The sequence below is a fragment of the Mesorhizobium sp. B4-1-4 genome, from assembly GCF_006439395.2.
Classification (GTDB): Bacteria; Pseudomonadota; Alphaproteobacteria; order Rhizobiales; family Rhizobiaceae; genus Mesorhizobium.
On sequence record NZ_CP083950.1, the window covers coordinates 3,861,445 to 3,877,380 of the forward strand.

16 protein-coding genes are annotated in these 15,936 nt (G+C 63.8%); 8 read left to right on the plus strand and 8 right to left on the minus strand.

Annotated elements, in window-relative coordinates:
- Nucleotides 1–50: 50 nt before the first annotated feature.
- On the minus strand, nucleotides 51–1,730 hold the full coding sequence (locus FJW03_RS18475; RefSeq protein ID WP_140759546.1) for an amidohydrolase: 1,680 nt from the start codon (nucleotides 1,728–1,730) through the stop codon (nucleotides 51–53).
- A gap of 260 nt (nucleotides 1,731–1,990) precedes the next feature.
- On the opposite strand from FJW03_RS18475, the gene FJW03_RS18480 reads away from it, so the two are divergent.
- Entirely contained in the window at nucleotides 1,991–2,644 is a 654-nt protein-coding gene (locus FJW03_RS18480) for a TetR/AcrR family transcriptional regulator (protein ID WP_140759543.1), read from the plus strand.
- Nucleotides 2,645–2,667: 23 nt separating this feature from the next.
- A complete protein-coding gene (locus FJW03_RS18485) occupies nucleotides 2,668–3,699 on the plus strand; it encodes a histone deacetylase family protein (protein WP_140759540.1) in 1,032 nt (343 codons plus the stop codon).
- A 74-nt stretch (nucleotides 3,700–3,773) separates the two neighbouring features.
- On the opposite strand, the gene FJW03_RS18490 is transcribed toward FJW03_RS18485, so the two are convergent.
- Nucleotides 3,774–4,967 carry a TMEM43 family protein gene (locus tag FJW03_RS18490; RefSeq protein WP_226890402.1) on the minus strand — a complete coding sequence of 398 codons (1,194 nt, stop codon included), beginning with the start codon at nucleotides 4,965–4,967 and terminating at the stop codon, nucleotides 3,774–3,776.
- Nucleotides 4,968–5,472: 505 nt separating this feature from the next.
- On the opposite strand from FJW03_RS18490, the gene FJW03_RS18495 reads away from it, so the two are divergent.
- Together FJW03_RS18495 and FJW03_RS18500 are read left to right on the plus strand one after the other, a co-directional pair.
- Nucleotides 5,473–6,183 carry a helix-turn-helix transcriptional regulator gene (locus tag FJW03_RS18495; RefSeq protein ID WP_140759535.1) on the plus strand — a complete coding sequence of 237 codons (711 nt, stop codon included), beginning with the start codon at nucleotides 5,473–5,475 and terminating at the stop codon, nucleotides 6,181–6,183.
- A complete protein-coding gene (locus FJW03_RS18500; RefSeq protein WP_140759532.1) occupies nucleotides 6,180–6,950 on the plus strand; it encodes a helix-turn-helix transcriptional regulator in 771 nt (256 codons plus the stop codon). The genes FJW03_RS18495 and FJW03_RS18500 overlap by 4 nt, the downstream gene beginning before the upstream one ends.
- Before the next feature lie 24 nt (nucleotides 6,951–6,974).
- On the opposite strand, the gene FJW03_RS18505 is transcribed toward FJW03_RS18500, so the two are convergent.
- The 6 genes from FJW03_RS18505 to motA are packed head-to-tail and all read right to left on the minus strand — an operon-like array spanning nucleotide 6,975 to nucleotide 11,808.
- A complete protein-coding gene (locus FJW03_RS18505) occupies nucleotides 6,975–7,409 on the minus strand; it encodes a hypothetical protein (protein ID WP_140607193.1) in 435 nt (144 codons plus the stop codon).
- Complete coding sequence (gene flhB / locus FJW03_RS18510) at nucleotides 7,406–8,488, minus strand: flagellar biosynthesis protein FlhB (protein WP_140759529.1); 1,083 nt, start codon at nucleotides 8,486–8,488, stop codon at nucleotides 7,406–7,408. Before flhB ends, FJW03_RS18505 begins: the two co-directional genes overlap by 4 nt.
- A 3-nt stretch (nucleotides 8,489–8,491) precedes the next feature.
- Complete coding sequence (locus FJW03_RS18515; protein ID WP_140690316.1) at nucleotides 8,492–9,502, minus strand: flagellar motor switch protein FliG; 1,011 nt, start codon at nucleotides 9,500–9,502, stop codon at nucleotides 8,492–8,494.
- A gap of 46 nt (nucleotides 9,503–9,548) precedes the next feature.
- Nucleotides 9,549–9,935, minus strand: coding sequence for a flagellar motor switch protein FliN (fliN, locus tag FJW03_RS18520; RefSeq protein WP_140690319.1), 387 nt, complete (start codon nucleotides 9,933–9,935; stop codon nucleotides 9,549–9,551).
- Nucleotides 9,936–9,952: 17 nt separating this feature from the next.
- Nucleotides 9,953–10,900, minus strand: coding sequence for a FliM/FliN family flagellar motor switch protein (locus FJW03_RS18525; protein WP_140759938.1), 948 nt, complete (start codon nucleotides 10,898–10,900; stop codon nucleotides 9,953–9,955).
- 32 nt (nucleotides 10,901–10,932) lie between these two features.
- Nucleotides 10,933–11,808, minus strand: coding sequence for a flagellar motor stator protein MotA (motA, locus tag FJW03_RS18530; protein ID WP_140607197.1), 876 nt, complete (start codon nucleotides 11,806–11,808; stop codon nucleotides 10,933–10,935).
- A 147-nt stretch (nucleotides 11,809–11,955) separates the two neighbouring features.
- Here motA and FJW03_RS18535 point away from each other — a divergent pair, with 147 nt between their 5' ends.
- Genes FJW03_RS18535 through FJW03_RS18550 form a run of 4 tightly spaced genes read left to right on the plus strand, consistent with a single transcriptional unit; the run spans nucleotide 11,956 to nucleotide 15,919 of the window.
- Complete coding sequence (locus FJW03_RS18535; RefSeq protein ID WP_140759936.1) at nucleotides 11,956–13,077, plus strand: DUF1217 domain-containing protein; 1,122 nt, start codon at nucleotides 11,956–11,958, stop codon at nucleotides 13,075–13,077.
- A 2-nt stretch (nucleotides 13,078–13,079) separates the two neighbouring features.
- The gene (gene flgF / locus FJW03_RS18540) at nucleotides 13,080–13,805 is read left to right on the plus strand and encodes a flagellar basal-body rod protein FlgF (RefSeq protein WP_140607198.1); all 726 of its coding nucleotides are present in this window, start codon (nucleotides 13,080–13,082) and stop codon (nucleotides 13,803–13,805) included.
- A gap of 1 nt (nucleotide 13,806) precedes the next feature.
- The gene (fliI, locus tag FJW03_RS18545; RefSeq protein WP_140759526.1) at nucleotides 13,807–15,207 is read left to right on the plus strand and encodes a flagellar protein export ATPase FliI; all 1,401 of its coding nucleotides are present in this window, start codon (nucleotides 13,807–13,809) and stop codon (nucleotides 15,205–15,207) included.
- Nucleotides 15,188–15,919, plus strand: a complete 732-nt coding sequence (locus FJW03_RS18550; protein ID WP_140690324.1) for a hypothetical protein — start codon at nucleotides 15,188–15,190, stop codon at nucleotides 15,917–15,919. The genes fliI and FJW03_RS18550 overlap by 20 nt, the downstream gene beginning before the upstream one ends.
- Nucleotides 15,920–15,936 lie beyond the last annotated feature (17 nt).

Sequence of the window (15,936 nt, forward strand, 5' to 3'; positions counted from 1 at the left end):
GAATCACAGTTCAGTCAGTCATTTCTGGCTTGGCAGGCCCCATGCCAATGTCAGGCTTGATAGGTAACCTTCCCGCCGCAGATCGTCGTTGCCGGCCGCACCTTGTGCAGGTCTGCCGGCGCGGCCTTCTCGATATCGGCCGACAGGACGACCAGATCCGCCATGTAGCCGGGCTTGAGCATGCCCTTGCGATGCTCGGCGAATTCGGCATAGGCGCCTTCTACCGTGTAGGCGGCGAGCGCTTCGTGCAGCGAGAAGCTCTGGTCCGGGTCGCTTTCTGCCCATGGTTTGCGCAGCACTGCCGCCTGAATGCCCAGGATCGGGTCGACCGGCGACACCGGCCAGTCCGAGGCGAAGACGACATGCGCGCCGGCGTTCTTCAAGGTACGCCAGGCATAGCTCAGCGGCCAGCGAGCCGGGCCGATACGCGACACGGTCGGCTCCAGCGGGAAATCCATGGCGCCGGGCGGATGCGGCGGCTGCATGGAAGCGATGACGCCGAGTTCGGCGAAGCGTGGCACGTCCGATGTGGTGGTGACCTCGATGTGTTCGATGCGATGCCGGCTATCGCGCTTGCCATTGGCCTTTTGCGCCGCCTCGTAGCCGTCGAGCACGGCACGCACCGCGCCATCGCCGATCGAATGTACCGCGATCTGCAGCCCGCGCTTGTCGATGGCGGCGGCGAGGTCAATAAACTGTTGCGGCGTGAACAGCGGCTCGCCGATCCAGTCGGGACGGTCGGCATAAGGCTCGATCATGACAGCCGTCCAGGAATCCAGCACCCCGTCGTAGAACACTTTGACCATGCCCGACGACAGCCACTCGCTGTCGAAGCGTTCGGCCATCTCGGATGCCTTGTCGAGCATGTCGAGCGTCATGAAATTCTTGTAGTGGAACGGTATCTGCACGCGGCAGGGCAAGCCTTCCTCGGCCTCGATCTCGGCCAGCAGTTCGAGCTGGTAGAGATTGCCGTCCATGTTCTGGATCGAGGTGATGCCGTGGCGCGCGCACCAGGCAAGTCCTCGCCGCATGATGTCACGGTCGAAGGCGCGCTCTTCCGCCGATGGCATCGGGTCCGGCTCGCCGCCGGTCGCCAGCCCCAGCCGCACGCGGCTTTCGCCGGCAAGGTCGAGCACCGGGCCGAAGGCTTCGCCCTCGCGCAGTTCGCCATTGGCCAGGCCGTCCTCGCCCATGACGATCTCGTTGCCCGGGCCAAGCACGCGTCCATGCAGAATGCCGGCCATGTCCAGCGCCTTGGTGTTGGCCCACATCGTATGGTGGTCGGGTGCGGCCATGACGAAGGGCCGGTCCGGCAGGATGGTGTCGAGATGATGGCGCGTCACCCGCTCGTCGCCGAGCACGGTATAGTCGACGCCCTGCCCGACCAGCATTTTCGCGTCGGGATGTGTCGATGCGTAGTCGCGGATCGCCTTTTGCAGCGCCTCGAAGCCGTGGACGCCCGAAAGCTGCAAATGGGCAAGCTCGGCCGCACCTGAGAAAAGATGCATATGGGCTTCGATGAAACCCGGGAGCACCGAACCGCCCTTGGCGTCGACAACCCTGGTGCCCGGTCCCTTGAACTCTTCGACGGAGGCGCGGCTACCGATGGCGATTATGGCACCGTCCTTGACGGCAACAGCCTCGGCGGCGGGATTGTCATCGTCCATGGTCAGCACATGACCATTGATGACGATCAGATCCGCATTGTGACCCGCATCCGTGACAGACATCGCGACTCCGCGCTTTTGACGACTGACTGAGACCGGCAACTCCGCGTCCAACCACCTGCCGCTCCGTTGGAGCAGTGCCATGGGACAAAGAATGATGCCAGCGCGCTGTCCTCGAAATTCCCCTTGTTATCCCTGAAGACAGCGTGGATAAAAGAATGCGACTAATTATTCGCGTTTGTCAACATGCGGAATTTGGAATGTATTGTGGACAGCATCCTCCGCTTGTGTTGAGACCGGGCGGGGAACGGGGATATCAAGCAGTGAAGCGCAGTCTCGACCGCAAAACCAGGATAGCGCTCGAACCACGCAAGCAGCCGCGCCAACAACGGTCTAGCAAGGTGGTCGACAGGATACTCGACGCGGCGCTGATCCTGACGCGGGAGCAAGGAACCAAGACGCCGACGACGCTCGCCATCGCGCAGCGCGCGGGCTTGTCGGTCGGTTCGGTATACCAATACTTTCCCAACAAGGAAGCCATTCTTCTGGACCTCGCGCGGCGATGGCTGTCGTCATTTCCCGAGATGATCGCGAAACGCATCAAGGTCCCCCCGCCCACCAACCGCGAAGAGTTTCGGCGCGAAGTGCGCAAGCTCTTCGCCGACACGTCCAGGCTCTATCTCGACAACGCCACCCTGATGCCAGTGATCGAGGCGATCTCGGGCAATGCCGACCTCAGGCCGATCCAGAACGAATATGACGACCAGATCATCGCCCTCTACGCCGCATGGCTGCAGCATGTGAACCCGGCTCTCGAAGGCAAGATCGCCAGCCGGCTCGGCGTGGTGATGATGGAGGTCGGGCACGTCTGCCGGCTCGTCGGGCTGAAAAAGGATCGCCGGACATTCGACCTCATCGAGGACGATGTGGAAACCATGTGGCTCGCTTTGGTGAACCCCTATCTCAACCTTGACTGATTTCGCACTTCGAGAGGAATTTTATGAAGACTGTCTATTCGCCGCTTCATGCCGGCCATTCCGGCCAGATGGAGCTGGTCACCTCGGCCATCGTGCCGGGCTTTGAAAAGCCCTCGCGCGCCGAGTTCATCAAGGCGCGGGTCGAAAGCGAGAGGCTCGGGCCGATCATCGCGCCGGTCGAGCACGATCTTGCCGCCGCCAAGCGCGTCCACAGGGCCGACTACATCGATTTCCTGCCGACGGTCTGGCCGCAATGGACGGCTGAGGGCCACACGGGCACGGCAATGCCCTTCACCTGGCCGACGCGCGGCCTGCGTGGCGACGTGCCGCCAAAGCGCATCGACGCCCTGCTCGGCTACTATTCCTTCGACGGCGGCGCCACCTTCGTCGCGGGGACCTGGGCCGCGATCAAATCCTCCTACGACGTGGCGCTGACCGCTGCCGGTCTGGTCAAGGACGGCGAGAGGTCGGCTTTCGCGCTTTGCCGCCCGCCCGGTCACCATGCCGGCGCCGGCTTCATGGGCGGCTACTGCTACATCAACAACGCCGCCGTCGCCGCGCAATGGTTCCTTGACCAGGGCGCCAAGCGCGTCTCCATCCTCGACGTCGACTACCACCATGGCAACGGCACCCAGGAGATCTTCTATGACCGGGCCGACGTGCAGGTTCTCAACCTGCATGGCGATCCGATGGTCGAATATCCGTTCTTCCTCGGCCATGCCGATGAACGCGGCGCGGGCGCGGGCGAAGGCTTCAACATCAACTATCCCATGCCCTTCGGCACCGGCTGGGACGCATGGAACGCATCGCTGGAGGACGCCTGCGCCAGGCTTGCCACCTATGCGCCGGATGTCGTCGTCGTCTCGCTCGGCGTCGACACGTTCGAGAAGGACCCGATCAGCCAGTTCAAGCTGACATCCGCCGACTATCCCAAGATCGGCCGGCGCATCGCCAGGCTCGGACTGCCGACGCTGTTCGTCCAGGAAGGTGGCTACGCCGTCGAGGAGATCGGCATCAACGCCGTCGGCGTGCTGACCGGCTTCGAGGACCGGTAAGGCTGCCGGCTGATCCGGGCCGACAATGTCAGGCACGACGGAGCAAGGGCGGCAGGTCCGCCCTTGCTCGCGAGCTACATTGCGATGCCGGCGCTCGGCGTCGCCATCTGCGCGGCCGCCTTGCGCGACCGTCCGAGATAATAGACCGCCGCCGCCGCGATGACGCCGGCGGCCAGGATGCCCGCCGCCAGAAGCGGCCGGAACCAGAACCAGGCGATCGCGATCGTCGTCGAGCCGACCAGGATCGCCAGGAAGAAGGCGATGATACCGGTTCCCATCCGCGCCATGCTGCCGAGGAACGGAATGACGTCGAGGATCACGCCGATCGGGCCGAAGAACAGGGCAAAGCCGATGGTCAGCAGCAGCAGACCGGCACCACGCAGCAGCCAGGTGATCAGCGTGTTGACGCTGACCGCTTCGGCGAACATCTTGTCGGCCGGCACCGTGCCGGTGTCGACCATCAGCAACGCATCGCCCGCCTGCGTCTGGTATGGCTCGAACCGGCTGCCGGCCTGACGCGCCACGATGCTGACCACGCCAAGCGGCGCCAATTGATAGCCGATGCGGTAGTCGCCCAGCGCTGGCGATGTGTTGTCGCTGCCGAGATAGATCTTGCCATCGACGATGCTGAGCGGCTTCGTCCCGGTATAGGCGGCCTTGATCGCCGCCGCCTGATTGGCCGACAGCGAATAGTCCTTGTCACCTTCGATACGATCGAGCACCGGCTTGTCCAGATCGAAGGCGACGAGCTTGCCCTGTGGAATCTGGAAGGCGCGGCTGTGGATCGCCATCGGCGGATTCTGATGGCCGTCCGGCTTCTTGAAATCGGACGAATCGATCTGGCTGCCGTCCCACACCCGCGAATAACTGTAGGTGGTTTGCGTCTCCTCGCCACCGCCAAGCTTCTTGGTGGTCTCGGATTTGGACTGTTCCTTCCACTGATACATCTGGACGGTGCGCGACAGGCGCAGCCCCTGCGCGGCAATGCCGAAATCCGGGTCCGCCAGACCGCCGTCCGCGGTCACCGGGCCACTGACATGCACAAGCTTGCCGTCATTACCGGCATCGACGCTGTCGGCGTTCACCGAGACGACGGCGCCGGCGCCTTCGGCCAGCGAGCGCGCCGTCTGCACCGCGCGGCCCTCGTTCCAGAACAACCCGACCACCATCAGCACGATCAGCAGCAGGCCGATGATGACCCCGCCGACCGCGCGCTTGATCCGCCCGAACCACGAGACGGATGCAACTTCCCGAAATGAATCGCTCATCGTTTCCCCCGAAACAAACCTCGCCAGGAGCCGAACGGAACCGCCACGGATAACCATATCCGTCCTGCCGATTGCGCGCGCGACTGTCGAAGGTGCCCTCCCCTTCGACAGTCGCGAATTTATCGCAACGGAGCCGCCGCCGATATGGCCGGCCTGCACGGTTCCGGCGATTTTCGCACATTGAGAGCCGGGAAAATCCCCCCTGAGTCGCAGGCAGAGTCCGCCGGATTCGATTTTGTCAAATCGCGTTTGATGTCGGATTCATCTGCGGGTAGATTAGACCCGAATCAGCCGGTCCTCGGGGGGCGCGGCGACCACCCAAAGTCTCAAGTTCCGGAATTTTCCGGCGCCAGACGCGGACGGCTTCGCGTTCCCTGAATGGATTCCGTCTGGTTGGGCGCGGCCCCGCGCCTCGTGTGCCTCGTAAAAGTAACGCGTTTTAGGGGTTCGGCGGCTGGCTCTCCAGCATCCGGACATCAGAATCGATTCCGGCCAAAAGCAGCAGATGAGCAGTCCCGCCGCGCCTCTTCAATCCGACACATTGGGCTCGCGCCTGACGTCGCGCGGTGATCTCACCAGTTTCTTCATGGAGCTGACCGCCGAGATCGGCGCCGACAGCTACATGCTGGTCGCCATCGTCCACGACCAGGACCGCAACGATGCGCGCATCGTCTCTTCGAACTGGATCTTCGATGCCATCGAGCTGATCGGCAAGCGGCTGATCGCCAGCCTCGCCCAGGGTGCCCTCACCGTCGCGCCCGGTTTCCGTCCGAAGCCGCTGGTGGCGGCCAAAGCGCCGGATGCCGACGGACTGGTCTCCGGCGAAGAGGCCCGCCTTCTCGACGTGCTCGGCCATGCCGAGATCTATTCGCTGCGGCTGAATGTCGGCCGCCAGCGCCTGTTCGTCTTGTTCTCGGCGGCGACGGTCGGCCAGATCGACGAGCCGGCGCTGATGAAGGCGCAGCTGAAATGCTGCTTTGCGCTCTCGCATATTCCGCAACTGATCGCCGCGGCGGCGATGCAGGATCCCCTGTCGGACCGCGAGCGCGAATGCCTCTTCTGGGTCTCGGAAGGCAAGACCACCGACGAGGTGGCCGTCATCCTTGGCGTCTCCTCCAATACGGTCAACAGCTACATCACCCACGCCATCCAGAAATTCGCGGCCAGCAACCGTGCGATGGCCATCGCCACCGCGATCAGGAGTGGCATCATTTGAAACACGCCGACATCAAGGATGCCGCTGAAGCCCTTTTCAACGAGCAGCACAGCCCGTTCGGCGCCTTCACGCTCGGCTCCGAAACGCATCACGCCGTCACCATTCCCGATGCCGTGCGCCGCTGCCGCTGGATATCAGTCGACATCAACGCCTCGGGCTTCGGCCTGTTCTTCGTCAGCCCGTCGCCGGAACGGGCGCGGCTGGTCCCCTGTTTTGATTCAGACTATCCTGGCATCGCGGTGGCTACGAAGTTCATTTCAGGGGCCAATGGCGAGGAGATCGTGCGCCACACCCGCCTTTCGACCGAACCGCGCTGGTGGTCGGATGACGGTGTCGCGGCGATGGTCGACATGTTCGGCAATCTCGCCTGGACCGGACAAATGGCGCCGCTGACGCCCGGCACCAGCGGCATCGCGTTCCCCGTCCACGCCGATCGCGGCCAATGCGGCCTCGTCGTCTTCCTGGGATCGGAGATCGCGATGACGCAGGATACGCTCTACGATATCCACGCCCGCTGCTTCTCGCTGTTCGCAGGCGTCGCCCGCATTCGCCCGGGCGACGCCGGCAGGATGCGCGCCATCTCCAAGCGCGAACTCGAATGCCTGAAGCTGACCGCCAACGGCAATACCAGCGAGGAGATCGCGCGGCTCCTGAAACTGTCGGTGCACACCGCCAACCAGTATCTGGCCCAGTCAACCCAGAAGCTCAACGCCGTCAACCGCAATCAGGCCGTCGCCAAGGCACTGCGGCTTGGCCTGATCGAATAGCGTTTGCTGTCTGATAGAGCCGGTTCAGAAGGCCAGCGGCTCGACCCTGCGGATACGGGCCTGTTCGATCACAGCCTCCAGCAGCGCCGTATTGTGCTCGGGGTCCTCGCCAGGTTTTTCGAACGACACGTAGTTGACCGCGACCGAGTTGCCGGTCTCGCTCAGCGTCAGCTGGAAATAGACGGTTACCCCCGGTGGCCTGAGTTCCAGATCGAGCACGATGCGCGGGCTGCCGCTCCAGTCGACATGCGCCTCGCCGCCATGGCCTAGCCTGAGCGTGCGCGGATTGAAGAACAACTCCGCTGCTGAATCGACCAGATCCGACAGGCAGGCGAAGTGCTCCAGCCGGATGAAGGCGATATAGTCGGCGACATCGATCAGGCGCAACTCGGCCACGACTTGCTCGATAGCGTTGGCGACGATGATCTCGCGGGATTTTGCGTGCGGTTGGCGGTTCATGAAATCTGTCTGCGCTCAGCCTTTTTCGAGTAGACGATCCGCACCAGTTCGGCGACGGCCTGGTAGAATTGCGACGGGATCACATTATCGACCGAAACTTGCTTGTACATGGAGCGGGCGAGCGCTACGTCCTCGAAGATCGGGATGTTGTTTTCCCTTGCGATCTCGCGGATTTTCAGAGCCACCAGATCCTGCCCATTGGCCACCACAAGCGGCGCCGAATCCTCGTCGCGCACATATTTCAGCGCGATCGAATAGTGTGTCGGATTGGCGATGATCAGCGTCGCGCGCGGCACCGCCGTCATCATCCGCTTGCGCGCCCGGTCGCGCGCCAGCGAGCGCAGCCGCGACTTTACGATCGGATCGCCCTCGGACTGTTTGAATTCGTCCTTGACCTCCTGCTTGCTCATGCGCAGGTCCTGTTTCCAATGGAAGCGCGACCAGACGAGGTCGATCGCCGCGATCAGACCCATGACGAAGACGATCGCAACCAGGATGTCGACCGCGATGCCGCGGATGACGAGACCGAAGGCGATGGGATTGGTGATCATCCCGTCGAGCAGTTTGCGGTGATCCTCCGACAGCGTGAAGACGAGCACCGCGATGGCGAAGCCCACCTTGGCGAGGGATTTCAGGAACTCGACCCAGCCCTGGGCGCCGAACATCCGGTTCCAGCCCTTGACGATCGAGATGCGCGACATCTGCGGCCTGATCCGCTCGCCGACGAATTGCGGCATGTTCTGGAGCACCGAGGCGCCGATGCCGGCGACGGTCAAAAGCACCAGCAGGCTGACGAGGGCGCGGCCCACTTCCAGCAAGACGATCTTGTAGAGCGCGATGATGTCGGTCTCGGTGTCCATCGGCCAGGCCTCGGGCTTCTCAAGGAACATCGACAGAAACATGCCGAGATTGATGACCGCGTCCTTGGCATAGAAGACGGTGAACACCAGTATCGCGACGTAAGAGGCGAGGAGCGCGGTTTCCCGCGAATGGGGCAGCTTGCCCTGTTCGATCGTGTCGCGGATCTTCTTTTCCGTCGCCTCTTCGGTTTTCGAGTCCTTGTCGGTGGCGTCGGACATGCCTTACGCGGCGTTCTGGGTCGAGGGAAGTTCGAAAGCGCCCTCGCGCGACAGCCGGATGGTGGTCGTCACGATGGTCTTGCGCGCCGCCAGGATGTCGGCGGCAGGGACGCCGTCCGAACCCTGTCCGAGCTCGGCTTCGATCATGCGCCGCGACCGCGCGCCGATCGCCGACAGCACCGCTTCGGCGAGCGCCGCCGAGGTTCCGCGCAGCGCCAGCGTGACAAGCTCGGTCGACAATCCGTCGAACAAAAGCACACGCGCTTTCTGGGTCAGCAGCGGCAGGTCGTCGAAAGCGAAAAGCCGTGCCCGCACACCGTCGAGATCGGGCGTGCCGGCGGCCTCCAGATCCTGCATGACCTCCTCAAGTTGCGGCTTTTCCAGCTCATTGAGCACGCTGGCGACGCGCGCCTGCCCTGCCGAAGTGTCCTTGGTCGAGGTGTCCGACAGCACGCCGGCGCGCAGCCGGTTCTCGACGATCCTGGTGGCGGCGGGCGGAACATTGGCCATGGTCACCATGCGCTTGATGATTTCGCCGCGCATCGGCTTCGTCAGCGTCAAAAGCACGCCTGCGGCCGCTTGCGGCGCCAGCTTCGACAGCACCATGGCCGCCGTCTGCGGATGTTCGCCGGCCAGGAAGGTGCCCAGCCGCGAGGCTTCGAGTTTTTCGAGATCGGGCCAGATCGGCGGCGGCCCTTCGGGTGCCGCCTCCGGTTTCTTGTTGCCCATTATGGCGCTCATCTCTTCGGGCGACAGCGACTCGTTGAGGATGGTGTCCATCCTGTCGGCGGAATCGAGCAGTCCCGCGCCTTCCGTGAACTCCGCCTCGAACTCGGCGACAATGCGCTCGAGATCGCTCTGCGGAATGGTCCTGAGCAGCCGGGCGCCCTCGATCAGCGCCTTCAGCTCTTCCTGCTTGAAGAATTTCAGCAGGCGGCTGGCGGATGGCTTGCCCATCGCCACCAATATGGCGGCCGCCTTCTGCGCGCGCGTGAGCGTCGTCAGCGGCGTCATGCTGCCTCTCGCCTCCGCCGCAACCGCCAAGCCCCACCAGCCATGTCTAGGCGCCCTTCGTGCCGGCGATGATTTCGGTCAGCCTGATGCCGAAGCGCGAGGGGTCGCTTTCAAGCACCGTGATCTCGCCGCGCGCGATCTTGCGGCCGTTGACGACGACGTCGACGGGTTCGCCGATGCGGCGGTTGAGTGCCACCGTCGATCCCTTCTGCAGGGCCATCAGGTCGGCAACCGCCATCTCGGTGCTGCCGAGGATGATCTGGACATCGACGGGGATGTTCATGATGACATTGGAATTGGCGCCAGCGGCGGCCCTGAACGCCGCGTCGGGGCGCTGCTCCTCTTCATGCAGAACCCCGCGCAATTCCTCGATGGCGCGGTCGAGCTGCTCGTCCGGCTGGTCGAGCTCTGCTTCTACCTTGGTCTTGCCCATGCGTCGTCTCCAAAAGCTCAGGCGCGGCCGGCGCCAGCCGGCATGAGCCCATCGATGAAATCCTGCCCGGCATCGAAGGGATGCCTGATTCGGACGGTGTAATTCTGCCCCAGTTTGCCGAACTCGCATACGAACAGCGTCTTGCCGCGCGCGCTGAGGCGGGCCCGTGACTGCGCTGTCTCGTCGAAGTCGATGACCTGCCCCTTTTCGAGACCGGCGAGGTCGCCAAGCGTCAGCCGCGCCAGCGGCATGGTGGCTTCCAGCGCCACTGTCGAGCGCATCACCTCTTCCGAAAAGCGTGCACGCCAACTGCCGCCGTGATCGTCCTCGGCGACGGGGGCGGTGCCGTCGCGGCCGACCAGCACGACGCGCTGCGGCATCGTCACCGTGATGGAGCCGCTGTCGACTGGCGTCGAAATGCCAAGGACGATGCGGATCGCGGCGCCGTCGCGCAGCACATGCTTTCTGGCCTCGATACCGGACATGGCACGCGGCGCGGGCAGCCGCAGGTCGAGCGAACGCCGCCCCGAACCGTTCAGCGCCTGCGCCACCTCCTGGAACACCATGGTCGAGACATCGGCCTCGATCGGCGACAGGTCGCGCTCGATCGACGATGCCGGCATATCCGGATCGCCGCCAAACAGCATGGACACCATGATCGCGATCGCGGGAGCATCGATGACGAGCGTCATCGCGTCCGAGGATGCAGGCGATCCGACGACGGTCATGGCGAAGTTTTCGCCGGCGCGTGAGCGCGCCTCCGGGACGCGACTGACCTCGACGGCCCTGAGGTCGACGATCACCGGAATGCCGAGTTCGCCCGAGAGGCCCTTTTGCAAGAGCGGTACGGCGCGTTCGGCCATGGCGCGGCCGGCATCGATCACCTGATCGGCCTCGCCGCTATCGCCGACCAGACGCTCGATGATCAGCGAGCGCGCTTGCACGGGGCTGCCTGGGCTGGTCATGACCGTATCGGCACCGATCTGTCGTGCATTGCTCAAGCGGCTTTCTTCTCGGCGGCGCCGGTGGCCATCGTGCTCTGTTCGACCGCGTCGATGGTCGGCCGCTCATAGGACGAGATGGTCTTGCGGCCGAACTCGATCGCCACCTGCGGCAGCGCGCCGTTCATGTAGGCGAGCAGCGTCTGCTTGACGATGATGTAGAGGCGGTTCTTCTTCTCGCGCACCGTCTTGATCTTGGTGGCGACAGGCCCCACCACGGCATAGGACAGGAAGATGCCGAGGAAGGTGCCGACCAGGGCGGCACCGATCAGGCCGCCGAGGATTTCCGGCGATTGATCAAGGGCACCCATCGCCTTGACCACGCCGAGCACTGCGGCGACGATGCCGAGCGCCGGCAGGCCGTCGCCGACCGCGACCAGCGCATGATAGGCCTTCATCTTGTCGGACTTGATGGTCTGGATTTCCTCGTCCATCAGCGCCTCGATCTCATGCGAGCGGGCATTGCCGATGATGATGATGCGGCAGTAGTCGCAGATGAAATTCATCAGGTCATGGTTCTTGAGCACGGTCGGAAAGGCCTGGAAGATCGCCGATTCTTCCGGATTGTCGATATGCGCCTCGACCTCGCTGCGCGATTTCGAGCGCAATTCGCGCATCAGGCTGTGCAGCACGCCGAGCGTCTCCAGGTAATCCTGTTCCTTCGGCACGGCCTGCTTGAAGGCTTCGAGGATGCCCTTGCCGGTATCCTTGACCGTCTTCATCGGGTTGGCGACCAGGAAGGTGCCCAAGGCAGCGCCGCAGATGACCACCGCTTCCCATGGCTGGACCAGCACGTGCAGATGTCCGCCCATGGCCATGAAGCCGCCAAGGACGCAGCCGAGCGTCACCACCAGTCCAATCAGAATGCCCACGGCAGGTCCTTCCGCATTTCACGTCAGCGCAAGGGATAGTCCCCGTGCCTTGTGTGAGGCTTGAATCCGAACGGCCGGACCGATTCAGTTTCGCGCAAGGAAGCGAGATTATTGTCGCGATATTAAGCTTCGGCCGGAGGCATGACGTTGCTCAATACCTTTACCAGCTACCAGTTGATCACCAAGGACATCGGCAAATCCATCGCCCGCATCGAGCAACAGCCGACGGTTGACCGCGATACGCAATATTATCTCGCCAACATCACCAAGGTGAAATCGATCGACGATTTCGTCAACAATGACCGGCTGTTCAAATATGCCATGAAGGCCTACGGACTGGAGGACATGGACTACGCCAAGGCCTTCATGGTCAAGGCGCTCAAGGAAGGCGTTTCCGACCCCGACAGTTTCGCCAACAAGCTGACCGACAAGCGCTACGCCGAGTTCGTCAGCGCCTTCAACTTCGCCGCCAATGGCGCCGATGCGACCATCTACAACAAGGCGCAGCAGCTGGTGACGAAGAACTACGCCATACAGGCGCAAATCGCCGGTCTCGACCCGAATTCGGACTATGTGAAAGGCGAGACGACCTACTATCTCGCCAACATCACCAAGGTGAAGTCGGTCGACGATTTGATGTCGAACAGCCGGCTCTACACCTACGCGCTGGCCGCGTTCGGCCTCGATTCGGCGACGGAGGACAAGGACCTTATCAAGCAGGTCCTGCAGGGTGGCGTGCGCGACCCCAACAGCGTCGCCAACAAGCAGACGAACCCGGCTTACGCGGCATTGGCCTCGGCCTTCAACTTCGAACAGTACGGCGAAAACGCCACCACCATCAATCCGGCGCAGCAGCCGACCGTCGACAAATACATGCGCCAGACGCTGGAGGAGGATGCCGGCCAGACCAATCAAGGCGTGCGGCTGGCGCTCTATTTCCAGCGCAAGGCGCCCACCATCACCAGCTGGTACGACGTGCTGGCCGACACGGCACTTGCGAGCGTGGTGCGCACCGCGCTCGGGCTGCCCGATTCCTTCGCCGCCGCCGATATCGACAAGCAGGCGCAGCTTTTCGAACAGAAGCTCAGCATCTCGGATTTCTCCGACCCCGAGAAACTCGGCAAGTTCCTGACCCGCTTCACCAGCATGTACGAGATCAACAACCCGACCTCGCCGGCCGTGACGTCGGTCAGCGTGTTGTTTGCACAGCCGGTCACGGCTGGCATCTCCACCGACCTGATGATGGCCATGCAGAAACTGAAGTTCTGATCATGCGGGACAGTCTCTACGTCGCCCTTTCCTCGCAGATGGCGCTCGAGCGCCGGCTCGACACGATAGCCGACAATGTCGCCAATGCCGGGACCGTCGGCTTTCGCGCCACCGGTGTGAAATTCGAGGACGTGGTGTCGGGCACCGGCCAGAAATCGGTGTCCTTCGCCTCGTCGGGCAAGACCTATCTTTCAGGCGCCCATGGCTCCTTGACCGAGACCGGCAATCCGTTCGATTTCGCGATCCAGGGCGATGCCTGGTTCGCCATCGATACGCCGGCCGGCACCGTCATGACCCGCGACGGCCGCTTCTCGATGAACGAGAATGGCGAGCTGATGTCGATCGAAGGCCACCCGGTGCTCGACGCCGGCGGCGCGCCGATCCAGCTCGATCCCCGCAACGGTCCGCCCAAGGCCGGCGCCGACGGGTCGCTGCGCCAGAACGATCAGCTTGTCGGCTCGATCGGCCTCTACAATTTCGACCCCGGCGAGAACTTCGTACGCTACGGCAATTCAGGCATCGTGCCGGCGCGCACGCCCGAGCCGGTCACCGACCGCTCCGACGTCGGCGTCGCGCAGGGTTTCGTCGAGGAATCCAACGTCAATCCGGTGCTGGAGATGACCCGGCTGATCATGGTCCAGCGTGCCTTCGAGAACACCGCCGCGCTGATGCGGCAGACGGATTCCTCCACCGACGAGGCGATCAAGACACTCGGCTCGAAGTCGTAGCATGTCGTCAGGCCAGCCATCGATCCGCGCACCCGAAAGACAGTTCCAGCCGGCGCCGCAGGATCGGCTTGCCGCGTTGGAGAGAATATGGCGGCGCTTCGGCAACGCCGATGGACTGGTCAAGCGTGGCGGTCTCGTCACCGAAGTCACGCCCACGCATTACAAAGTGCGCGGCCTTTCCGATTTCGCCAGGCTGGGCGACATCGTCGAACAGCGCGGCCAGACCGGCGCGCGCCGCGGCGAGATCGTCAAGATCAGCCGCGACGAGGTTGTCGTTGCTCCCTTCGAACGCAGTGCCGATGCCGGTATCGGCGATGCCGTGTTCCGCAGGGGGCCGCTCGCGGTGCAGCCGCACGGCTCATGGCGCGGCCGCGCCATCGATGCGCTCACCCGGGCGATCGATGGCGGTCCGCCGCTGATCAGGGGCGACGACACTGCGGGCAGCGCCACGACGCCCGGTGCCATGGCGCGGCAGCGCGTCGGCACCGCCTTCATGACCGGCGTCAAGGTCATCGACATCTTCACGCCGCTGTGTTTCGGCCAGCGCATGGGCGTCTTCGCGGGTTCCGGCGTCGGCAAGTCGACGCTGCTCGCCATGCTCGCCGGCGCCGACGCGTTCGACACCGTCGTCGTGGCGCTGATCGGCGAACGCGGCCGCGAGGTGCGCGAATTCCTCGAGGACACGATCGGCGACAGCATGGCCAAGACCGTGGCCGTCGTCGCCACCAGCGACGAGAGTGCCATGATGCGCCGGCGTGCGCCCGACACCGCCATGCGCGTCGCGGAACACTTTCGCGACCAGGGCCACCGAGTGCTTCTGGTGCTGGATTCGATCACCCGCTTCGCCCATGCGCTGCGCGAGGTGGCGACGGGAACCGGTGAGCCGCCGGTCGCGCGCGGCTATCCCGCCTCGGTTTTCACCGAACTGCCCAAGCTGCTCGAGCGCGCTGGACCGGGGGCGGAAGGTAAAGGCTCGATCACCGCCATCATTTCCGTGCTGGTCGACGGCGACGATCACAACGATCCGGTCGCCGATTCCGTACGCGGCATTCTCGATGGCCATGTCGTGCTCGACCGTGCGATCGCAGAGCAAGGCCGCTATCCGCCGGTCAACCCGCTGTCGTCCATTTCGCGACTGGCGGGCAAGGCCTGGAGCGCCGAACAGCGCGCTTTGGTGGCACGGCTGAAGTCGATGATCTCCCGCTTCGAGGACACGCGCGACATCCGCCTGCTCGGCGCCTACCAGGGCGGCGTTGACGCCGAGCTCGACATGGCCGTGCGCCAGGTACCCCTGATCTACGAGGCGTTGGCGCAATCGCCCAGGGACCGCCCGTCGGCCGATCCGTTCTCCGATCTCGCCCGCCATCTCAAGGGAAAGCAGAATGCCGAACCAGGAGACTGAAGGTCAGTACGCCGAGCGCCTCCTGCGCGAGATGATCGCCGAGGCGAACGCCGCCGAGCAAGCCAGGGCTGAAGAAGACAGGGCTGCCAAGCCGCCCTCGCCCAGGACCTCCCGGGCCGAGACCGCCGACCTGACGCAGGCCAGCCGGGACTCGCTCATCGACGGCCTGTTCCCGGTCACCGAATGGCCGCAGCCTCCCAAGCCGCAGTTTCCCAAGCTGGGCAGGAAGGCGGACCGGCGCAGCGACTTCGTCATCGCCGCGCTCGGCATCACGCTTGGCCTGATCTGCGCGCTGTTTCCCTGGTACATCTTCTTCAACCAGGAACAGTTCGGCGTCCAGGCGATCAAGTTTGGCGGCACCGGCACCAATTCAGGGCGTGAGGGCGGCGGCGTGGTCGCCCAACGCAGTGCACCACTGACGGCCAAGGACGTTCCCAACGCCGATATCGACCTGCTTGCCACCGGAACGGTGCAGGACGACGCCACGCCGGCCCGGGCGCCCGGTGAGCAGCCCTTTCCAGCCGACGTGGCGAAATTCCGCATGGTCCATGTAGCCAACGGCCGCGCCATGATCGAGGACGACACCGGCCTGTGGATCGTCCAGCGCGGTTCGACGCTGCCCGATTCCAGCAAGGTGTCCTCGATCGAGCAGCGCAACGGCAAGTGGGTCATGCTCACCAGCACCAACCAGATGATCGAGCTTTCCAGATAATCCGCCGTGATTCTGCC